The organism is Promicromonospora sp. MEB111 (assembly GCF_030209445.1).
Classification (GTDB): domain Bacteria; phylum Actinomycetota; class Actinomycetes; order Actinomycetales; family Cellulomonadaceae; genus Promicromonospora.
Genome location: NZ_JARVSD010000020.1, coordinates 46,486 through 63,849 on the forward strand (window position 1 = coordinate 46,486; position 17,364 = coordinate 63,849).

The following is a 17,364-nucleotide window of genomic DNA, read 5'->3' on the forward strand; positions in this document are numbered from 1 at the left end:
ACACCCCTGGCCGGGCAAGATACGCCCTGACCTGATCTTTGGCCATGGGCAGTTCTGCCGTGGACGGGCCCCGTGCCCGGGGATACGGTTCGGCTGCTGTATGCCGAGGGTTGCTGACGGGTGTCGACGAGGGAGTGCGCATGGCCGGCCGGATTCTGGAGCTTGACGCGAAACAGTGGGCTGCGGTGACGGCCGAGGCGCGGGACGGCGGCGGGGCGACGGCCGTGGGCACGGCGCTCGCCGAGCACCTCGGTGCGCCCGTCCGGGCGACCTTCATCTCCACGTCCGGCTCGAACGGCACCGTGACCCGGCTCACGATGATCGGGGACCGCGTGCTGCTGGTGATCCAGGTGATCGCCGAGCGCGACGGCGAGACGTTCCTGGCTCCCGGTGCCGAGCTGCGGTTCGCCACGGCCGACGAGCTCTGGCCCGCGCTGACCGCCGCTCTGCCGCCGTTCGAGGCCCTGCGGGCCCCGGCGTCGGCCGTGCCCGGTCCCGCCCAGGGTTCCGAGCCCGGCACGGGCCCGGTGGCGGACCGGGCCGAGCTGATCCGCCTGCTCGACGACGAGCAGGCGAACCTGCAGGTCAGCGTCGAGGCGTGGGGCACGTCGGACGCGCCGCAGGTGGTGTGGCCGCGGCTCTGGTCCGTGGTGGACGGCAAGCTGCTCGACGTGCGGACCGACGACGGCGCGCCGGCGCCCGTCGAGCGGCCTGCCGGGTCGGTCGCGGCCGAGCTCCAGTGGGCCCTGGTGGGCGCGGTCGACGCGACCACGCCGGCCGCCGGCACGGGCACCGACGCCGAGGGTGAGGCGGGCCGGTGAGCGACACGATGCAGGGGCAGGACCCGGAGCAGGTACGGGCCCTCGCCCGGATGCTGGACGACGGCGCGTCGTCACTGGAGTCGGTCAAGCAGGTCACCACCGCCGCGGTCTGGTCCTTCGACGGGGCAGGGCCCAACGTCGAGCAGATGCGGGACGAGTGGGAGTCGCAGCACGCCCCCATGCTCGTGACCGTCGCGGAGTCGCTGACCACCTACGCGCAGCGCGCGCGGGCCAACGCCGACGCCCAGGACCAGACCTCGAACACGTATGACGGCGGCGGCTTCGCCGGGGTCTCGACGCAGGCGTCGGGCAGCTCGGGCGGGGACGACGACGGCGGCGGCGTGCTCGACTGGCTCGGCGACAAGGCCGGTGACCTCTGGGACACCGGCGGCGACGCCGTCGACTGGGTGGGAGACAAGGCCGGGGACGCCGCGGGCTGGATCGGCGACCGCGCGACCGACCTCTGGGACGCCGGCGGCAACGCGGTCGACTGGATCGGCGACAAGGGCTCCGACGCCCTCGGCTGGCTGGGCGACCGGGGCTCCGACGCGCTGGGCTGGCTCGGCGACCGCGCGAGCGCCATCGGCGGGGCGTTCCAGAACGTGGGCGACTCGGGCCTGCAGCTCTGGGACGCCACCGGCGGGGCGATCCTCGACGGCGAGTGGCCGCGGACCACGGAGGTGCTCGCCTCCGGCATCCGGCTCGCGGGCGCGACGGTCGGCGCCGGTCTCACCACCGCCACGGGCGGCATGTGGGACCCGAAGGTCTTCGACGACGGCGACCCGTACGCGGGCGAGCCGACGAGCGTCGCCGCGCCGCGCGAGCCCTCCAGCATCTCGGATGTCGCGCTCGGCGTGACCGACTCGTACAACGCCGGCGACGGCAACGTCCGGATCACGACGATCGAGGGGCCCGACGGCCCGCGGGTCATCGTCAACGTGCCCGGCACCGAGGCGTGGAACCCCGCGGCCGGCGACAACCCCATGGACCTGACCGGCAACCTGGTCACGGCGGGCGGCTCGCGCTCGACCATGAGCGAGGCCGTCATGCTCGCCATGCGGAACGCGGACATCCCGCCCGGTGCCGAGGTCATGATGGTCGGCCACTCGCAGGGCGGCATGACGGTGGCCGACCTGACGTCCGATCCCGGGTTCGTGAGCGAGTTCAACGTCACCCACGCGATGACCTACGGCTCGCCGATCGACAGCGCGCACATCGACCCGTCGGTGAGCGTGCTGGAGATGCAGCACCAGCACGACGTCGTCCCGCGCCTGGACCTCGGCGACTCGCGGTTCCCGTTCCTGCCCGGCGGGCAGAACGAGAGCGCCAACCACACCAGCGTCACGTTCGACGACCCGGGCTCCGCCTTCAACGCCGTGGCCAACCACGACCACGCCGAGGCCTACCCGAACTCGATGGCCAACAGCACGGACCCCGGGTACCTGGCCTACCAGCAGTCGCTGCGCGACAGCGGGTTCCTGACCTCGCCGGGCGACGGCTCCAGCGTGACGGCGCAGGACGTCCACGTCGGCCGGAAGAACTGATGGGCGCAGGCTGGGCGCGCCGCCGGCGCCGGCTCGTGGCCCGGCTCTCGGAGTCGGGTCCGGTCGGCGGCGGGCTCGCGGCGCTGCTCAGCCTGGGCAAGGCGCGCGACCCCGACTGCGAGGAGCTGCTCACGGCGACGGCGCTCGCCGTGGACGGCGTGGTGTCGGCCCGGTTCGAGTGCAGCGACACGTTCGGCGGCGGCTGGCAGCGCGGCAAGGTGGTGCTCCGGGCGTCGTCGCAGGACGAGGCGGTGGGGATCATGGACGCGCTGCTCCGTGCCTTCGCGGCGGAGCCGCGCCTGGAGCCGCGCTGGGCCACACCGCAGGAGTACCGGAACGAGGACGGTTCGGTCGTCGTCGGGGCACGGGCTGTCGGGTTCTCGGGCGTGCCGACGATCCGCGAGGTGCGGGAACACTACGGAGAGGGACCTGCGAGATGATGCGACGCGAACGAGCGCGGTACCTGCCCGCCGTCCTGGCGGCGGCGCTGGTGCTGCCCGTCTCGGCGTGCTCGTCCGGGGAGAACGACCGGTGCGCCGAGGCGTTCGCCGAGGCGGCGACGTCGGTCGCCGGCGTGGTCTCGGCCGAGTGGGAGTGCAGCGACAACTTCGGGGGCGGCTGGCAGCGCGGCGACGTGGTGGTCTCGGCGACCACCGAGGACGAGGCCGTCGAGGTGATGGACGGCGTGCTGCGGTCCATCGCCGCGGCGGGCGATCTCGAGGACTCCTGGGCCACCCCGCAGCAGTACTCGAACGAGGACGGTTCGATCGTCGTGGGCGCGAACGACCTCGGCTTCAACGGCCCGCCGACCGTCGGCGAGGTCCGCGAGCACTACGGCGTCACGCCGGGCTGACCAGACACCGCGGGGCAGGACGCCGTCCGGCGTCCTGCCCCGCGGGGCGTGCCGTCAGGCGCGCAGCCAGACCGTCGTGTCCGACGGCAGCTCACCCGAGGTCTCGTCGAGCTCGCCCGAGGCCACCAGCACCTGCGCCCCGGCGGGCAGCGCGAACGGCGACGCACCGAGGTTGGCGACCACGACGACGTCCGCCACCCGCAGGGCGACGACGTCCGGGTGGTCGGTCAGGGAGTCGACCCACGCGAGCGCACCCGCGCCGAGGTTCTCGGCCCGGCGCAGGCCGAGCGCCGCCCGGTACATCTCGTAGGTGGAACCCTTCACGCCGTACTGCTGGTCGGCGGCGAGCTCGGCGTAGACGTCGGGCTGCGGCAGCCACGTCTTGCCCGTGGGGCCGAACCCGTTGCCCGGCGCGCCGCCGACCCACGGCAGCGGCACACGGCAGCCGTCGCGGCCCGGCTCGGCGCCGTTCGTGCGGAAGAACGACGGGTCCTGGCGCACGTCGTCGGGCAGGGCGGTGTGGTCGGGCAGGCCGAGCTCCTCACCCTGGTACATGTACGCCGAGCCCGGCAGGCCGAGCATGAGCAGCGTCGCGGCGCGGGCGCGGCGCAGGCCGAGCGCGGCGTCGGGCTGCGGGTCGGTGGCGCCGATGCCGTTGAGCTGACGGCCGCCGATCTCGTCCAGGCCGAAGCGCGACGCGTGCCGCACGACGTCGTGGTTGGAGAGCACCCAGGTGGTGGGGGCGCCGACGGCCTCCATGGTGCTCAGGGAGGCGTTGACGACGGTGCGCACCGTCGCCGCGTCCCATGGCGCCGTGAGGAACGAGAAGTTGAACGCCTGGTGCATCTCGTCGGGGCGCACGTACCGGGCCAGGCGGCTCAGGGGCTCGACCCAGGCCTCGGCCACCAGGCAGCGGTCGCCGTCGTACTCGGCGAGGACCTTGTGCCAGGCGCGGTAGATGTCGTGCACGCCGTCCTGGTCGAACATCGGGCCGCGGTTGCCCGCGCCCGTGGAGCCGTCCTCGGGCGCGGCCGGGTCGGTGGCCTCCTCGACCGTGCCCTCGACCATGGCCACCTGGCCGTCCCAGTCGGGCAGGCCGGCGGCCTTGATCATGCCGTGCGCGACGTCGACGCGGAACCCGTCCACGCCCCGGTCGAGCCAGAACCGCAGCACGTCCTCGAACTCCGCGCGGACCTCGGGGTTGTCCCAGTTCAGGTCCGGCTGCGTGGAGTCGAAGAGGTGCAGGTACCACTGCGGGCCCAGCGGGCCGTCGTCCTCGCGCGGCGCGAGCCGCGTCCAGGCCGGGCCGCCGAAGATCGACTGCCAGTTGTTCGGTACCTCGTCGCCGGCCGGGCCGCGGCCGTCGCGGAACATGTACCGCTCGCGCTCGGCCGAGCCGGGGGCGGCGGCCAGTGCCTCCTGGAACCAGGCGTGCTGGTCGGAGGAGTGGTTGGGCACGAGGTCGACGATGACCTTCAGGCCGCGCTCGTGGGCGCCGGCGAGCATCTCGTCGAAGTCGGCGAGCGTGCCGAACAGCGGGTCGATGTCGCGGTAGTCGGCCACGTCGTAGCCGGCGTCCTTCTGGGGCGAGCGGTAGAACGGGCTCAGCCACACGGCGTCGACGCCGAGCTGGGCCAGGTGGTCGAGCTTGGCGGTGACGCCCGGCAGGTCGCCGGTCCCGTCGCCGTTCCCGTCCGCGAACGAGCGCGGGTAGACCTGGTAGATCACCGCGTCACGCCACCACTCGCCGCTGCCGGCGGGGGTGTGGACGGGGGCTCCGGCGGTGAGGTCGTCGGTGGTGATCGGGGCAGTGCTAGTCACGTGTCGCGTCCTCAGGGGTCGGGAAAGGGGGCTGTAACGCTTGCTGCAAGCGTACGGGAGGAATCGCGCCCGATCGGACAGTGTGCTGCGTCAGACAGCGGCGTGCGGCGCCGCCCCGGTCGAGCCCCGCACCACCAGCTCGGGGGTGAACAGCAGCTCCGAACGGGGCGCGCGCTCGCCGTGGATCTCGGTGAGCAGGGCGCTCACGGCCGCATGCGCCATGTCGGCCACGGGCTGGCGCACCGTCGTCAGCGGCGGGTCGGTGAACGCCACCAGGGGCGAGTCGTCGTAGCCGACCACGCTCACGTCGTCGGGCACGGACAGGCCGCGGGCGTGCGCCGCCCGTACGGCGCCGAGCGCCATCAGGTCGGACCCGCAGACCACGGCGGTGTGCCCGGAGTCGAACAGCTCGCCGGCCGCGGCCTGGCCGCCCTCCAGCGTGTAGAGGGTGAGGCTGACGTGCTCCCGCGCCTCCTGCTCGGTGGCGGCCAGGCCGTGCCGCAGGAGCTGCGCCACGAACGCCTCGATCTTGCGCTTGGCCGGCACGAACCGGTCCGGGCCGATCGCCATGCCGATGCTGCGGTGGCCCAGTGCCACCAGGTGCCGCACCGACAGCTCGATGCTGGCGGCGTCGTCCGGCGAGACGAAGGGGGCGTCGATGCCCTCGGCGTAGCCGTTGATCAGCACGATCGGCAGGCCGCGGCCGCGCAGCCGCTGGTAGCGCTCGGTCGACGCCCGCGTGTCGGCGTGCTTGCCGGAGACGAAGACGATGCCGTCCACGGCATGGTCGATGAGCGTCTCGACGTACTCGTCCTCGGTGGTGCCGCCCGGCGACTGGGTGCACAGCAGCGGCGTGTAGCCGCGCGACGCGAGCTGCGACTCGATGGCCTGCGCGAACGCGGGGAACACCGGGTTGGACAGCTCGGGGACCACCAGGCCGATGAGGCCGGCGGGGCGGGCGCGCAGCGCGGACGGCCGCTCGTAGCCGAGCACGTCCAGGGCGGCGAGCACCGCCTGGCGGGTCTCGCCCGCCACGCCGGGCTTGCCGTTGAGCACGCGCGACACGGTCGCGGTGGAGACCCCTGCCTGTTCGGCGAGGTCGGTCAGTCGGGTGCGCACGCCTGGCAGCCTAGGCGACATGCGGTTCCTTCGTCCTGGGTGTTTACCGGGTGTCGGATGCCGGGTTGCAAGCGATGCTGAAACTTTATCGCAACTTCTTGCACAATCGGCCGACAGCGCCGTACGGTTCGGGCATCGAAACCCAGGCCCGACGTCGGGCCGCGAACCATCGGGAGTGACGATGCGACGGAGCATCCTGACCGCCGCTGTCCTGACCACGACGCTGGCGCTGGCCGCCTGCTCGGGCGGCGCAGAGGATCAAGCAGGCGGCGAGGAGTCCGCCCCGCCGAGCGGCGAGGGCGCCACCCTCACCGTGTGGGTCGACGAGACCCGCCAGGCCGCCGTGGAGGAGGCCGCCACCGGCTTCGAGGAGGCCACGGGCGCGCAGGTGGAGGTGGTCCTGAAGAACTTCGAGGACATCCGCCCCGACTTCCTGGCCCAGGTGCCCACGGGCAAGGGCCCGGACATCACCGTCGGCGCCCACGACTGGCTGGGTGAGCTCACGACCAACGGCGTGGTGGCCCCGATCGAGCTCGGCGACGCGGCCGACGCCTTCGAGCCGGTCTCCGTCTCGGCCTTCACGCAGGACGGCCAGGTCTACGGCCTGCCCTACGCCGTGGAGAACATCGCGCTCATCCGCAACACGGAGCTCGCCCCGGAGGCGCCCGCCACCTGGGACGACGCGATCGCGGCCGGCAAGGACGCCGGCACCAAGTACCCGCTGCTGATCCAGACCTCCACCGAGGGTGACCCCTACACCTTCTACCCGCTGCAGACGTCGTTCGGCGCCCCGGTCTTCGAGCAGAACGAGGACGGCTCGTACAAGCCCGAGCTCGCGCTCGGTGGCGAGGGCGGCACCGCGTTCGCCGAGTGGCTCGCCGATCAGGGCGACGCCGGCAACCTGAGCACCGACGTCACCTACGACATCGCGCTGGCGGCCTTCGCCAAGGGCGAGTCGCCGTTCATCGTGGGCGGCCCGTGGATGCTGGAGTCGTTCGGCGACCTCGACCTGGCGATCGACCCGATCCCGAGCGCCGGCGGCGAGCCCGCCCAGCCGTTCGTGGGCGTGGCCGGGTTCTACGTGAGCGCGCAGAGCGAGAACGCGCTGCTCGCGAACGACTTCCTGGTCAACTACATGGCCACCCCCGAGGCGCAGCTCGCCCTGTACGAGGCGGGCGACCGTCCGCCGGCCCTCATCGAGGCCGCCGACACCGCCTCCGAGGACCCGATCACCGCGGGCTTCCGTGAGGTCGGCGCCGACGCCGTCCCGATGCCGTCGCTGCCCGAGATGGGCGCCGTGTGGGCGTACTGGGGCGTGACCGAGGCCGCGATCGTCTCCGGCAAGTCCGACCCGGCGAAGGCCTGGGACAAGATGGTCGCCGACATCCAGGGCGAGATCGGTTGATGTACTCACCGGTGACCCGGGGCTCCGGCTGGAGCCCCGGGTTTCTCGTCAAGCTCGTCCTCATCGCCCTGGTGGACGCCCTGGGCGTCTACGCCGTGCTGGCCGCGTGGGGCGCCGAGTCCTGGGGCGTGCTGGCCGCCATGGTGGCGCTGCTGCTCGTGGCCAACTGGGCCTACTTCTCCAAGCGCGCCCTGCCGCTCAAGTACATCCTGCCGGGCCTGGCCTTCCTGCTCGTCTACCAGGTGTACGTGGTGGCCTACACGGGCTATGTCGCGTTCACCAATTACGGCGACGGGCACAACAGCACCAAGGAGCAGGCCATCGAGGCCCTCCTGGTGCAGAACGAGCGCCGGGTCGAGGGCTCGCCCTCCTCGCCGCTGACGGTCGTGGCCGACGGCGACACGCTCGGCTTCGCCGTCGTCTCGCCCGACGGCGCCGTCCAGGCCGGCACCGCCGACCAGCCGCTGCAGGCCGTGGACGGCGCGACCGTCGACGCCGGCCGCGTCACCGCGCTGCCCGGCTACGACGTGCTGGACTACGCCGCGGTCCTGGAGCGGCAGCAGGAGGTCACCGAGCTGCGCGTCCCCGTCTCGGACGACCCGAACGAGGGCTCGGTCCGCACGCAGGACGCTCGCACCGGCTATGTCTTCACCTCCACGCTGGAGTACGACGCGGCGTCGGACACCATGACCGACACCACCACCGGGGTGACGTACACGCCCAACGACGACGGCCAGTTCGAGGCCGCGGACGGCACCACGCTCCCCGTGGGCTGGCGCGTGCTGGTGGGGCTGGACAACTTCGTCACCGCGTTCGGCGACGACCGCTACGCCGGGCCGTTCGGCAAGATCCTGGTGTGGACGTTCGCGTTCGCCGTGCTCTCGGTGGCCTCCACGTTCCTGCTCGGGCTGTTCCTGGCGATCGCGTTCAACGACGCACGCCTGCGCGGCCGCCGGGTCTACCGGACGCTCGTGATCCTGCCGTACGCGATCCCGGGGTTCCTCGCGGCCCTGCTGTGGTCCGGCATGCTGAACCGGTCCTACGGGTTCGTCAACGAGGTGCTGCTGGGCGGGGCGTCGATCCCGTGGCTCACCGACCCGGTGCTCGCCAAGCTGGCGGTGCTCGGCGTGAACCTGTGGCTCGGCTTCCCGTACATGTTCCTGATCTGCACGGGCGCGCTGCAGTCCCTGCCGACCGACGTGCTGGAGGCCGCGAAGATCGACGGCGCGGGCCGCTGGCGCACGTGGCGCTCGATCACGCTGCCGCTGCTCCTGGTCGCGACGGCGCCGCTGCTCATCTCGTCGTTCGCGTTCAACTTCAACAACTTCACGCTGATCTACATGCTCACGGGCGGCGGCCCGCGATTCGACGACGCCTCGGTGCCGCTCGGGCACACCGACATCCTCATCTCGATGGTCTACTCGGTGTCCGGGCTCGACGGGACGGCGGCCAAGGACTACGGCCTGGCCAGCGCCCTGTCGATCGTGATCTTCGTGGTGGTCGCGACCATCTCCGCCCTCGCGTTCCGGCGCACCCGATCGCTCGAGGAGATCGCCTGATGAGCGCAAGGACAGCACCCTTCGTCCGCCGTCCGGGCCACCGCGCCCGCTGGTTCTCCGAGATCGGCTGGCGCCACCTGGTCGGCATCCTCGCCGTGGCCTACGCGGGCTTCCCGCTGGTCTACGTCGTCTCCGCCTCGCTGGCCGACGGCGGCACGCTCACCGGCTCCAACGAGCTGTTCGCCTCGGTGTCGGGGGCCAACTACGTGGCGCTCGGCGGCACGCGGTTCTGGACCTGGATGGCCAACACCCTGGTGGTGGCGGTCGCGACGGGCGCCGGGACGGTGCTCATGGGCGCCGCCGCCGCGTACGCCTTCTCGCGGTTCCGGTTCAGCGGACGCCGGGTGGGGCTCACCGCCCTGCTCGTGATCCAGATGTTCCCGCAGATGCTGGCCTTCGTGGCGATCTTCCTGCTGCTCATCTCGCTCGGCAACGTGGTGCCGGGCCTGGGCCTGGACTCCAAGCTCTCGCTGATCTGCGTGTACCTGGGCGGCGCCCTCGGCGTGAACACGTTCCTCATGTACGGGTTCTTCAACACCGTGCCGCGCGAGATCGACGAGGCCGCGAAGATCGACGGCGCCTCGCACGCCCAGATCTACTGGACCATCGTGCTGCGCCTGACCGCGCCGATCCTCGCCGTGGTGGGCCTGCTCAGCTTCATCAGCACGTTCGGCGAGTTCATCATCGCGCGCGTGCTGCTGCAGTCGGAGGAGAACTGGACCCTCGCCGTGGGGCTCTACGGCTGGGTGTCGTCGCTGCAGGACGCCAACTGGGGCCTGTTCACGGCGGGCGCCGTGGTCTCGGCCCTGCCGGTGCTGGCGCTGTTCCTGTTCCTGCAGAAGTACATCGTGGGCGGGCTGACTGCGGGCTCCGTCAAGGGCTGAGACGCGGGTCAGGGGGTGACGCGGGCCCGCTCCTCGTGGCGGGTCCGCGCGGCCTCGATGTCGGGGACGTGCTGCTCGGCCCAGAGCCGTACGGCGCGGAGCGGCACGAGGAGGGTGCGCCCCAGCGGCGTGAGGGCGTACTCGACGCGTGGCGGGTTCTCGGCGTACTCGTGCCGGCTGATCAGACCGTCGACCTCGAGGGAGCGGAGCGTCTCGGTCAGCACCTTCGGGGTGATGCCCTGGATGTGTGCCTTGAGGTCGGTGAAGCGACGGGGGCCGTCGTCCAGGGCGTTGACGACGAACACCGTCCACCGGGCGCCGATGCGGTGGAGCACGGTCCGGCTCGGGCACGTCGCCGCCATCACGTTGTAGGCCTGGCCCATCGCAGCTCCCAGTTCCGTTGAAGATACCGGTATCAAATCCATACCGTGGTCCCGATCCTACGAGAGGGAGTGCGAGATGGAACGGGTTCTGGTCATCGGCGGCGCACGGGCGCTGGGGGCGGCAGTCGCACGGCGCGCGGCGGCCGACGGGTACGAGGTGGTGGTCGGCGCGCGAGACCTGGCTGCCGCCGAGGCGCTGGCGCACGAGATCGGCGCGACCGCGGTGCGCGTGGACCTGCAGGACGAGACGACGATGGCGGCCGCGGCCGCTCGGCTCACGGACGGGATCGACCACGTCGTGACCACCGGTTCGGCGCCGCACGACGTCCGGGCGGCCGAGCTGGACCACGACAAGCTGGTGGCCGCGTTCACCGCGAAGGTGATCGGGCCGATGCTGGTCGCCAAGCACCTCGGGCCGGTGCTGCGGCCGAACGGGTCGATCGTGCTGTTCTCCGGGGTCGTCGGGTGGCGGCCGGGACCCGGTTCACTGGTCAAGGGCGTGACCAACGGCGCCGTCGAGCACCTCGCCCGTCATCTCGCGGCCGACCTCGCCCCGGTGCGGGTCAACGCCGTCTCGCCCGGCGTGGTCGACTCCGGCGCCTGGGATCGGCTGGGCGAGGGCAAGGCCGGCCTGCTGAGCCGGAGTGCCGCCGGGACGCTGGTCGGCCGGCACGGCGAGGTGGACGACGTCGTCGACGCGGTGATGTGGCTGCTCCGGGCCGGGTTCGTGTCCGGCGAGACGATCCACGTCGAGGGCGGCGCCCGCCACCGGACCGCCTGATCGCGGGCCTGTCAGGCGCCCGGCGTCACCAGCCGGCGGTGCAGTGCGATCGCGGACAGGTCCGTCAGGGACGCGACCTGGTCCACCACCACGCGCAGGCGCGCGGCGTCGTCGGACGCCGCGCGCCAGTCCGCGGCGAGCGGCGGCTCCAGCTCGTCCGGGCCGCGGTCGGCCAGCACGCGCACCAGGTCGGTCAGGATCTCCCGCTCCCGCAGGTAGCGGGGCTCCTGACCGCGGGGTGCCATCACGTAGGCCACGGCGATGCCCTTGAGCGCGAGGATCTCGTGCTCGGTCTCGTCGGGCACCACGAGCCGCGCGGCGTACCGCGTGAGCGCCCCGTCGCCGTACTCGGCGCGCGTGGCGTCGATCGCCGCGCCGATGAACCGGCCGATGAGCTGGCTCGTCATGTCCTTGAGCGAGGCCAGCGAGCCGCGCGAGCCGTCGAAGGCCCGCACCAGGTGGCCCTCGCCGCGCAGGTACTCCTGCAGCCGCCCGATCGCGGCGTCGACGGCGTCGGCCCGGTACCACTCGCCGTACCAGGACCGCACGAACTCGGCCACGCGCGCCCGCTCCTCGGCGTCCGCCATGAGGTCCAGGTCGATGCGCCCGGCGACCACGCCGTCCTCGACGTCGTGCACGGAGTAGCTGATGTCGTCGGCGAGGTCCATGACCTGCGCCTCCAGGCACTTCACGCCGTCCGGCGCGTCCTTGCGCAGCCACGTGAACACGGGCAGGTCGTCGGGGTAGACGCCGAACTTGCGGCTGGCCGTGCCGTCCGGCCGGGCGGGGCCCGCGCCGTAGGCCCACGGGTACTTCACGCTCGCGTCGAGGCTGGCCCGGGTCAGGTTGAGGCCCGCGGGGACGCCGTCGAACCCGATCACCTTGGGCTCCAGCCGCGTCAGCAGGCGCAGGGTCTGCGCGTTGCCCTCGAAGCCACCGATCGGCTCGGCGATCTCGGCCAGCGCCGTCTCGCCGTTGTGCCCGAAGGGCGGGTGCCCCAGGTCGTGGGTGAGGCAGGCGGTGTCGACGACGTCGGGGTCGCAGCCGAGCGAGCGGCCCATGCCGCGGCCCACCTGCGCCACCTCGAGGGAGTGCGTGAGGCGGGTGCGGACGAAGTCGTCGTGCCCGGCGCCGAGCACCTGGGTCTTGGCGCCGAGCCGGCGCAGCGCGGAGGAGTGCACCACGCGCCCGCGGTCGCGTTCGAACGGGGTCCGGGCCTGCGACTTGGGTGGTTCGGTCACCCAGCGCTCGACGTCCTGCGCGCTGTACGACGGCGGGATGCTCTTCCCGAGGGCTTGCTCCACGCCCGCCACTCTAGTCACGCGCTCCGACATCCCGGAATCACGCGGTCGCCGGCGGAGGCAGGTCCCTGCCTCCGCCGTGCAGCGCTACTTGTTGTTGCTGTACCAGCTCAGGCCGCCGGGAAGGTTGATCGAGTGCTTCTTGGTCTTGGAGTTCCAGGTCCAGGGACCCACCTTGAAGCTCATCGACGACAGGCCCCGCTGCGTGATGTTGAACTTGAGCGGTCCGAGCGCGAGCCGCTTGCGATACCTGATTCCCATGGTGCCTTTGTTCCTCCCTGAGTCGGGCAAAGCGTACCGAACCGCGCTAGTCCGGCAAACCAAACCAGGGAGCGTGTCAGACGTACAGGTCCCTCGGGTGACCTGTACGTCAGACACGTCAGTCGCGGGCCGACATCCAGGCGTCGCTCGCGCGCTGGACGTCGTCGGGCGTCACCGAGTCGGCGACCGTCACGAAGTACCAGCGGTGGCCGAACGGGCAGCGCACCGCCGCCTGCCGGAAGCCCTCGAACCAGTCGGCCGGCTCGGCCAGGCTGCTCGCGCCGGCCCCGATCGCGCGGGCGTACGCCGCGTCGGTGTCCTCGACCGGGATCGTGAAGCTCGCGTGCGTCGGCCCGCCGGGCTCGGGCGCCGCCGAGTCCGGCGGGAACGCGCCCGCGACGGTGAAGGTCGACTCGCCCGCGGCGGACCGCAGGACCAGGTCGGAGTGGATCACCGCGTCGCCCGCGGTGATCACGTCGAGCGTCTCGGCCCCCAGCGCCGCCTCGTAGAAGGCGATGGCGGCGCGGGCGTCGGACACGGCGATGTTGGGGTGCAGGGCTGAGTTCCTCATGTCATCGATGCTGGCGCGGCGCGGATGTGCCAGTCTTGGAAGAATGCGACAGGTGTTCGACGGCGAGGCCGCCGTGACCCCGACCTCCACGACCAGCGCGCTCGACTCCGGGCCCACCCTCGGCATCGTCGACCCCGTGCGGGCGCGCGACTCGTTCGCCCTCGCCCGCGTGGAGCCGGCGTCCGACCTCGCCGACCTCGTGGACTGGCACTGGGTGATCAGCTGGGACCTGCCGCCCGGGGTCGCGTTCACCCAGACCGTCATGCCGCACCCCGTGGGGCACGTGGTCGCCGAGCGGGAGGGCCTGCTCGCCTACGCGATGCCCGCCGGCCTCTTCGTGCGCACCCTCACCGGCTCCGGCGCGGTGGTCGGCACCAAGCTGCACCCGGGCGCCTACCGCGCCCTGCTCGGGCGCGCCGACCCGGGGGAGCGGGGCACGGTCGAACCCGCCGCCTTTCTCGGCCCGACGGCGGCGCGCGCCAACGAGGAGGCCGTCGCCCAGGCGGCGGCCGAGCCCGACGCCGCCGTCCGGACCCTCACCCCGCTGCTGCGGGAAGCGGCCGAGCGGTCCCGGACCGCCCGCTCCACCGCCGCGCTCACCGGGTTGAGGGAGGCGTTCGCCGTGATCGCCGACGCCGTACCGGGCACGTCCGTCGCGGCGCTCGCGGGCGCGCTCGGCACCACGCCGCGCTCGCTGCAGCGGCTGTTCGCCGACTGGGTGGGCGTGAGCCCCAAGTGGGTGCTGCAGCGGCACCGCGTGCACCTCGCGGCCGAGCTGCTGGGCCGTGATCCCGACCTGGACCTGGCGGGGCTCGCGGCCGCCGTCGGCTACTACGACCAGGCGCACTTCACGGGAGACTTCGTCCGCGCCGTCGGCGTGCCGCCGGGGGAGTACGCGCGGACGTGCCGCCGGGGCGCCCGGCAGCGGGCATAGAATTCCGACGTGGCCGGGCTGATCAGACGCGAGGATGTGGACCAGGTCCGCGAGCGCGCGCGGATCGACGAGATCGTCTCGGCGCACGTGACCCTCAAGCCCGCCGGGGTGGGCGCGCTGGTGGGGCTGTGCCCCTTCCACGACGAGCGCAGCCCCAGCTTCAACGTGCGGCCCAGCGTGGGCCGGTACCACTGCTTCGGGTGCGGCGAGGGCGGCGACGTCATCGAGTTCGTCATGAAGATGGACGGGCTGAGCTTCACCGAGGCCATCGAGTACCTCGCGGGCAAGACCGGCGTGCAGCTCCGCTACGAGGAGGGCGGCGCCGCGCGCCCGCGCGAGGAGCCGGGCCGCCGTCAGCGGCTGCTGGACGCGCACCGCGTGGCCGCGGAGTTCTACGCCGAGCAGCTCATGGGGCCGGACGCGTCGGCGGCGCGCACGTTCCTCGCGGAGCGCAGCTTCGACCGGTCCGACGCGGAGCTGTTCGGCGTGGGGTTCGCGCCCAAGGGCTGGGACGCGCTGCAGCGCCACCTGCAGGGCCGGGGCTTCACGCAGGCGGAGCTGGTCGCGAGCGGGCTGATGTCGCAGGGGCAGCGCGGCATCTACGACCGGTTCCGTGGGCGGGTCATGTGGCCCATCCGGGACGTGACGGGGGCCGTGATCGGCTTCGGCGCGCGGCGCCTGTTCGAGGACGACCAGGGGCCCAAGTACCTCAACACCCCCGAGACCAGCCTCTACAAGAAGTCGCACGTGCTGTACGGGATCGACCTCGCCAAGCGGGAGATCGCCAAGGGCAAGCGGGTGGTGGTGGTCGAGGGGTACACGGACGTCATGGCGGCGCACCTGTCGGGCGTGACGACGGCGGTCGCGACGTGCGGCACGGCCTTCGGCGCCGACCACGCCAAGGTGGTGCGGCGCCTGCTCGGCGACACGACGGCCGGCGGCGGCATGCAGCTTGCGTCCGGCGGCACCGTGGGCGGCGAGATCATCTTCACGTTCGACGGCGACGCGGCGGGCCAGAAGGCCGCGGAGCGCGCCTACGGCGAGGACCAGCGGTTCTTCGCGCAGACGTACGTGGCCGTCGCGGACGACGGCATGGACCCGTGCGACCTGCGCATGGCCAAGGGTCCGGAGGCGGTGCGCGCGCTGGTCGACGGACGCAAGCCGCTGTTCGCCTTCGTGATCCAGGCCAAGATCAAGCAGTTCGACCTGAACACCGTGGAGGGTCGGGTGTCCGCCGTGCGGGCGGCGGCGCCCGAGATCGTGGGCATCCGCGACCGCAGCCAGCGCGACGGGTACATGCGCCAGGTGGCGGGCTGGATCGGCACGGAGATCGACGAGGTGCGCCGCGAGGTGGCCCGCGCGGCGTCGACGCCGTCCCAGCGCCGTCCGGCCGACGGCTCGCGGCCGGCCTCCGGTGCGACCCCGGTGGCCGGGTCCGCGCCGGGCGGTGGCCGTCCGGCGTCGGGCGCCGTGGCGCAGCTCCCGGCCCCCGACCCGCGGGACCCCGTGGCGCGCGACGAGCGGCTCGCGCTCGTCGCGGTGCTGCAGTACCCGCAGCACGCGCCCGCGTCGTTCGACGATCTGGGCGAGGACGCGTTCGCCGTGCCGGCCTGGCGCGCCGTGCACGCCGCGATCCGGGCGGCCGGGGGAGCTGCCGTCGGGCGCGAGCTGTCGGCAGCGCAGTGGGTCGCCGCGGTGCTGGAGCAGTCGTCCGAGACGGTGGCGATCGTGGTCACGCAGCTCTCGGTGGCGTCGCTCCCGGAGGACCGGGAGGCCGCCGTCGCGGCGTTCGTCGAGGGCGTGGTGCGCCGCGTCGTCGACCTGGGCCTCAAGCGCCGGGTCGACGACGCGCGCAGCCGCCTGCAGCGGCTCGACCCCGCCGACGCCGAGACCTACAACTCGGCGTTCGCCGAGCTCCTGGCGATCGAGAGCGAGCGCCGGGCGCTGCGCGAGAGCGCATAGACAAACCGGCCAGGCGCCAGCTCGCCAGGTTGCCCGGTGTCGGGTGTGAGTTCGGCACTACGCATCGAGATCGGCACAGGCCTGGACCGATCTCGGTGCAGACTGCCGACCTGGTCGGCCGGCAGTCAGGAAGGTGCCGACCTGGCGTGTCACGCCGGCGTCGGCGCCGGGTGGTCCCGGCCCAGCAGCTCCGCGTCCAGGGACACGGCGGCCAGCTGGCCGGCCGCCGCCGCCATGAGCACCGACGCCATCGGCCCCGGCATCGCCGCGGTGTGGGCCATGTCGCCCGCCGCGAACACGCCGGGCCGGCTGGTACGGGCCATCGCGTCGACCTCCACGGCGCCCGACGGCAGCAGGTCGAGGCCGAGCTGCTCCGCGAACGGCGCCCGCTGACCGAACTCGGCGGCGACGAAGATGCCGCCCACCTCCTCGTCGGGGCCGTCGGCGAACCGGACGGTCGCGCCGTCCGCGCTGCGGACCAGCTCCTTGACCGGCTCCGGCCGCACGGCCACCCCGGCGTCGGCCAGCAGGGTGGCCGTGTCCGCGTCGAGGTCGCCGCCGTCGGCCAGGACGGTCAGGCGGCTCGCGATGCGCTCCAGGAGGAACGCGACCCGGGCCACGTGCGGGCCACTGCCGAGCACCGCGACCGGCTTGCCGCTGAGCTCGTGCCCGTGGCAGTAGGGGCAGACGGCGGCGACAGTGCCGAACAGCGGCTCCAGGCCGGGGACGGCGGGCAGGGTGTCGCGCAGCCCGGTCGCGAGCAGCACGGCACGGGCGGGGACGGCGTCGGCGCCGAGCTCCACCCGGAACCCGTCGCCGTCCGGCACGACGGCGGTCGCCGTGTCCTCGCGGACGGTCACCGTCGCGTAGGCGGCGAGCTCGGCGCGGGCCACGGCGCGGAACTCGGCCGGGGGCCTGCCGTCGTTGGTCACCACGTTGTGCATGTGCTCGGCCGTGGCGTTGCGGTACTCGCCGGAGTCGAGCAGCAGCACGCGCCGGTGCATCCGGCCGAGCGTGAGCGCGGCCTGCAGGCCGGCGGGGCCGCCGCCGATCACGACGGCGTCGTATGAGGTCAGGGGGTGTGTGGCGGACATGGCGGGGCTCCGTTTCCCGGGACGTCTTGCGGTACCACCCCAGGATGTGACTTCATGTCGACATGAAGTCA

At 73.0% G+C, this 17,364-nt stretch carries 17 protein-coding genes; 10 read left to right on the forward strand and 7 right to left on the reverse strand.

The window, feature by feature from the left end:
- Positions 1 to 140: 140 nt before the first annotated feature.
- From QRN56_RS23510 to QRN56_RS23525, 4 genes are read left to right on the forward strand one after another with little or no spacing between them, the layout of a single operon-like run.
- Complete coding sequence (locus tag QRN56_RS23510) at positions 141 to 821, forward strand: hypothetical protein (RefSeq protein WP_285107378.1); 681 nt, start codon at positions 141 to 143, stop codon at positions 819 to 821.
- Positions 818 to 2,365 (forward strand): alpha/beta hydrolase family protein, encoded by a 1,548-nt coding sequence (locus tag QRN56_RS23515; protein ID WP_285107379.1) that lies wholly within the window; start codon positions 818 to 820, stop codon positions 2,363 to 2,365. Before QRN56_RS23510 ends, QRN56_RS23515 begins: the two co-directional genes overlap by 4 nt.
- Complete coding sequence (locus tag QRN56_RS23520; RefSeq protein WP_285107381.1) at positions 2,365 to 2,805, forward strand: hypothetical protein; 441 nt, start codon at positions 2,365 to 2,367, stop codon at positions 2,803 to 2,805. The genes QRN56_RS23515 and QRN56_RS23520 overlap by 1 nt, the downstream gene beginning before the upstream one ends.
- Positions 2,805 to 3,218 (forward strand): hypothetical protein, encoded by a 414-nt coding sequence (locus QRN56_RS23525; RefSeq protein ID WP_285107382.1) that lies wholly within the window; start codon positions 2,805 to 2,807, stop codon positions 3,216 to 3,218. The genes QRN56_RS23520 and QRN56_RS23525 overlap by 1 nt, the downstream gene beginning before the upstream one ends.
- A 54-nt stretch (positions 3,219 to 3,272) precedes the next feature.
- Here the strand turns inward: QRN56_RS23525 and QRN56_RS23530 are convergent, their stop codons facing one another.
- Together QRN56_RS23530 and QRN56_RS23535 are read right to left on the reverse strand one after the other, a co-directional pair.
- A complete protein-coding gene (locus QRN56_RS23530) occupies positions 3,273 to 5,039 on the reverse strand; it encodes a glycoside hydrolase family 13 protein (RefSeq protein WP_502928829.1) in 1,767 nt (588 codons plus the stop codon).
- Between the two features lie 90 nt (positions 5,040 to 5,129).
- Positions 5,130 to 6,179 (reverse strand): LacI family DNA-binding transcriptional regulator, encoded by a 1,050-nt coding sequence (locus QRN56_RS23535; RefSeq protein WP_285107384.1) that lies wholly within the window; start codon positions 6,177 to 6,179, stop codon positions 5,130 to 5,132.
- Between the two features lie 160 nt (positions 6,180 to 6,339).
- Here QRN56_RS23535 and QRN56_RS23540 point away from each other — a divergent pair, with 160 nt between their 5' ends.
- From QRN56_RS23540 to QRN56_RS23550, 3 genes are read left to right on the forward strand one after another with little or no spacing between them, the layout of a single operon-like run.
- The gene (locus QRN56_RS23540) at positions 6,340 to 7,563 is read left to right on the forward strand and encodes a sugar ABC transporter substrate-binding protein (protein ID WP_285107386.1); all 1,224 of its coding nucleotides are present in this window, start codon (positions 6,340 to 6,342) and stop codon (positions 7,561 to 7,563) included.
- A complete protein-coding gene (locus tag QRN56_RS23545; RefSeq protein WP_285107388.1) occupies positions 7,563 to 9,122 on the forward strand; it encodes an ABC transporter permease subunit in 1,560 nt (519 codons plus the stop codon). The genes QRN56_RS23540 and QRN56_RS23545 overlap by 1 nt, the downstream gene beginning before the upstream one ends.
- Positions 9,122 to 10,006: a sugar ABC transporter permease gene (locus QRN56_RS23550; protein WP_285107389.1), complete on the forward strand. Its 885-nt coding sequence runs from the start codon at positions 9,122 to 9,124 to the stop codon at positions 10,004 to 10,006. The genes QRN56_RS23545 and QRN56_RS23550 overlap by 1 nt, the downstream gene beginning before the upstream one ends.
- An 8-nt stretch (positions 10,007 to 10,014) precedes the next feature.
- Here QRN56_RS23550 and QRN56_RS23555 read toward each other — a convergent pair whose 3' ends face one another.
- Positions 10,015 to 10,389: a winged helix-turn-helix transcriptional regulator gene (locus tag QRN56_RS23555; protein ID WP_285107391.1), complete on the reverse strand. Its 375-nt coding sequence runs from the start codon at positions 10,387 to 10,389 to the stop codon at positions 10,015 to 10,017.
- Positions 10,390 to 10,465: 76 nt separating this feature from the next.
- Between QRN56_RS23555 and QRN56_RS23560 the strand changes: the two genes are divergently transcribed.
- On the forward strand, positions 10,466 to 11,170 hold the full coding sequence (locus QRN56_RS23560; protein ID WP_285107393.1) for an SDR family oxidoreductase: 705 nt from the start codon (positions 10,466 to 10,468) through the stop codon (positions 11,168 to 11,170).
- An 11-nt stretch (positions 11,171 to 11,181) separates the two neighbouring features.
- Here the strand turns inward: QRN56_RS23560 and QRN56_RS23565 are convergent, their stop codons facing one another.
- The 3 genes from QRN56_RS23565 to QRN56_RS23575 form a co-directional block, all read right to left on the reverse strand.
- Positions 11,182 to 12,483, reverse strand: a complete 1,302-nt coding sequence (locus QRN56_RS23565) for a deoxyguanosinetriphosphate triphosphohydrolase (RefSeq protein ID WP_285107410.1) — start codon at positions 12,481 to 12,483, stop codon at positions 11,182 to 11,184.
- Between the two features lie 75 nt (positions 12,484 to 12,558).
- Entirely contained in the window at positions 12,559 to 12,732 is a 174-nt protein-coding gene (locus QRN56_RS23570; protein WP_285107395.1) for a DUF4236 domain-containing protein, read from the reverse strand.
- Between the two features lie 118 nt (positions 12,733 to 12,850).
- Positions 12,851 to 13,303, reverse strand: coding sequence for a VOC family protein (locus QRN56_RS23575; protein ID WP_285107397.1), 453 nt, complete (start codon positions 13,301 to 13,303; stop codon positions 12,851 to 12,853).
- A 43-nt stretch (positions 13,304 to 13,346) separates the two neighbouring features.
- Between QRN56_RS23575 and QRN56_RS23580 the strand changes: the two genes are divergently transcribed.
- A complete protein-coding gene (locus tag QRN56_RS23580) occupies positions 13,347 to 14,237 on the forward strand; it encodes a helix-turn-helix domain-containing protein (protein ID WP_285107399.1) in 891 nt (296 codons plus the stop codon).
- Between the two features lie 9 nt (positions 14,238 to 14,246).
- Positions 14,247 to 16,199: a DNA primase gene (dnaG, locus tag QRN56_RS23585; protein ID WP_285107401.1), complete on the forward strand. Its 1,953-nt coding sequence runs from the start codon at positions 14,247 to 14,249 to the stop codon at positions 16,197 to 16,199.
- Positions 16,200 to 16,348: 149 nt separating this feature from the next.
- Here the strand turns inward: dnaG and QRN56_RS23590 are convergent, their stop codons facing one another.
- Positions 16,349 to 17,293, reverse strand: a complete 945-nt coding sequence (locus QRN56_RS23590) for an NAD(P)/FAD-dependent oxidoreductase (protein WP_285107403.1) — start codon at positions 17,291 to 17,293, stop codon at positions 16,349 to 16,351.
- Positions 17,294 to 17,364 lie beyond the last annotated feature (71 nt).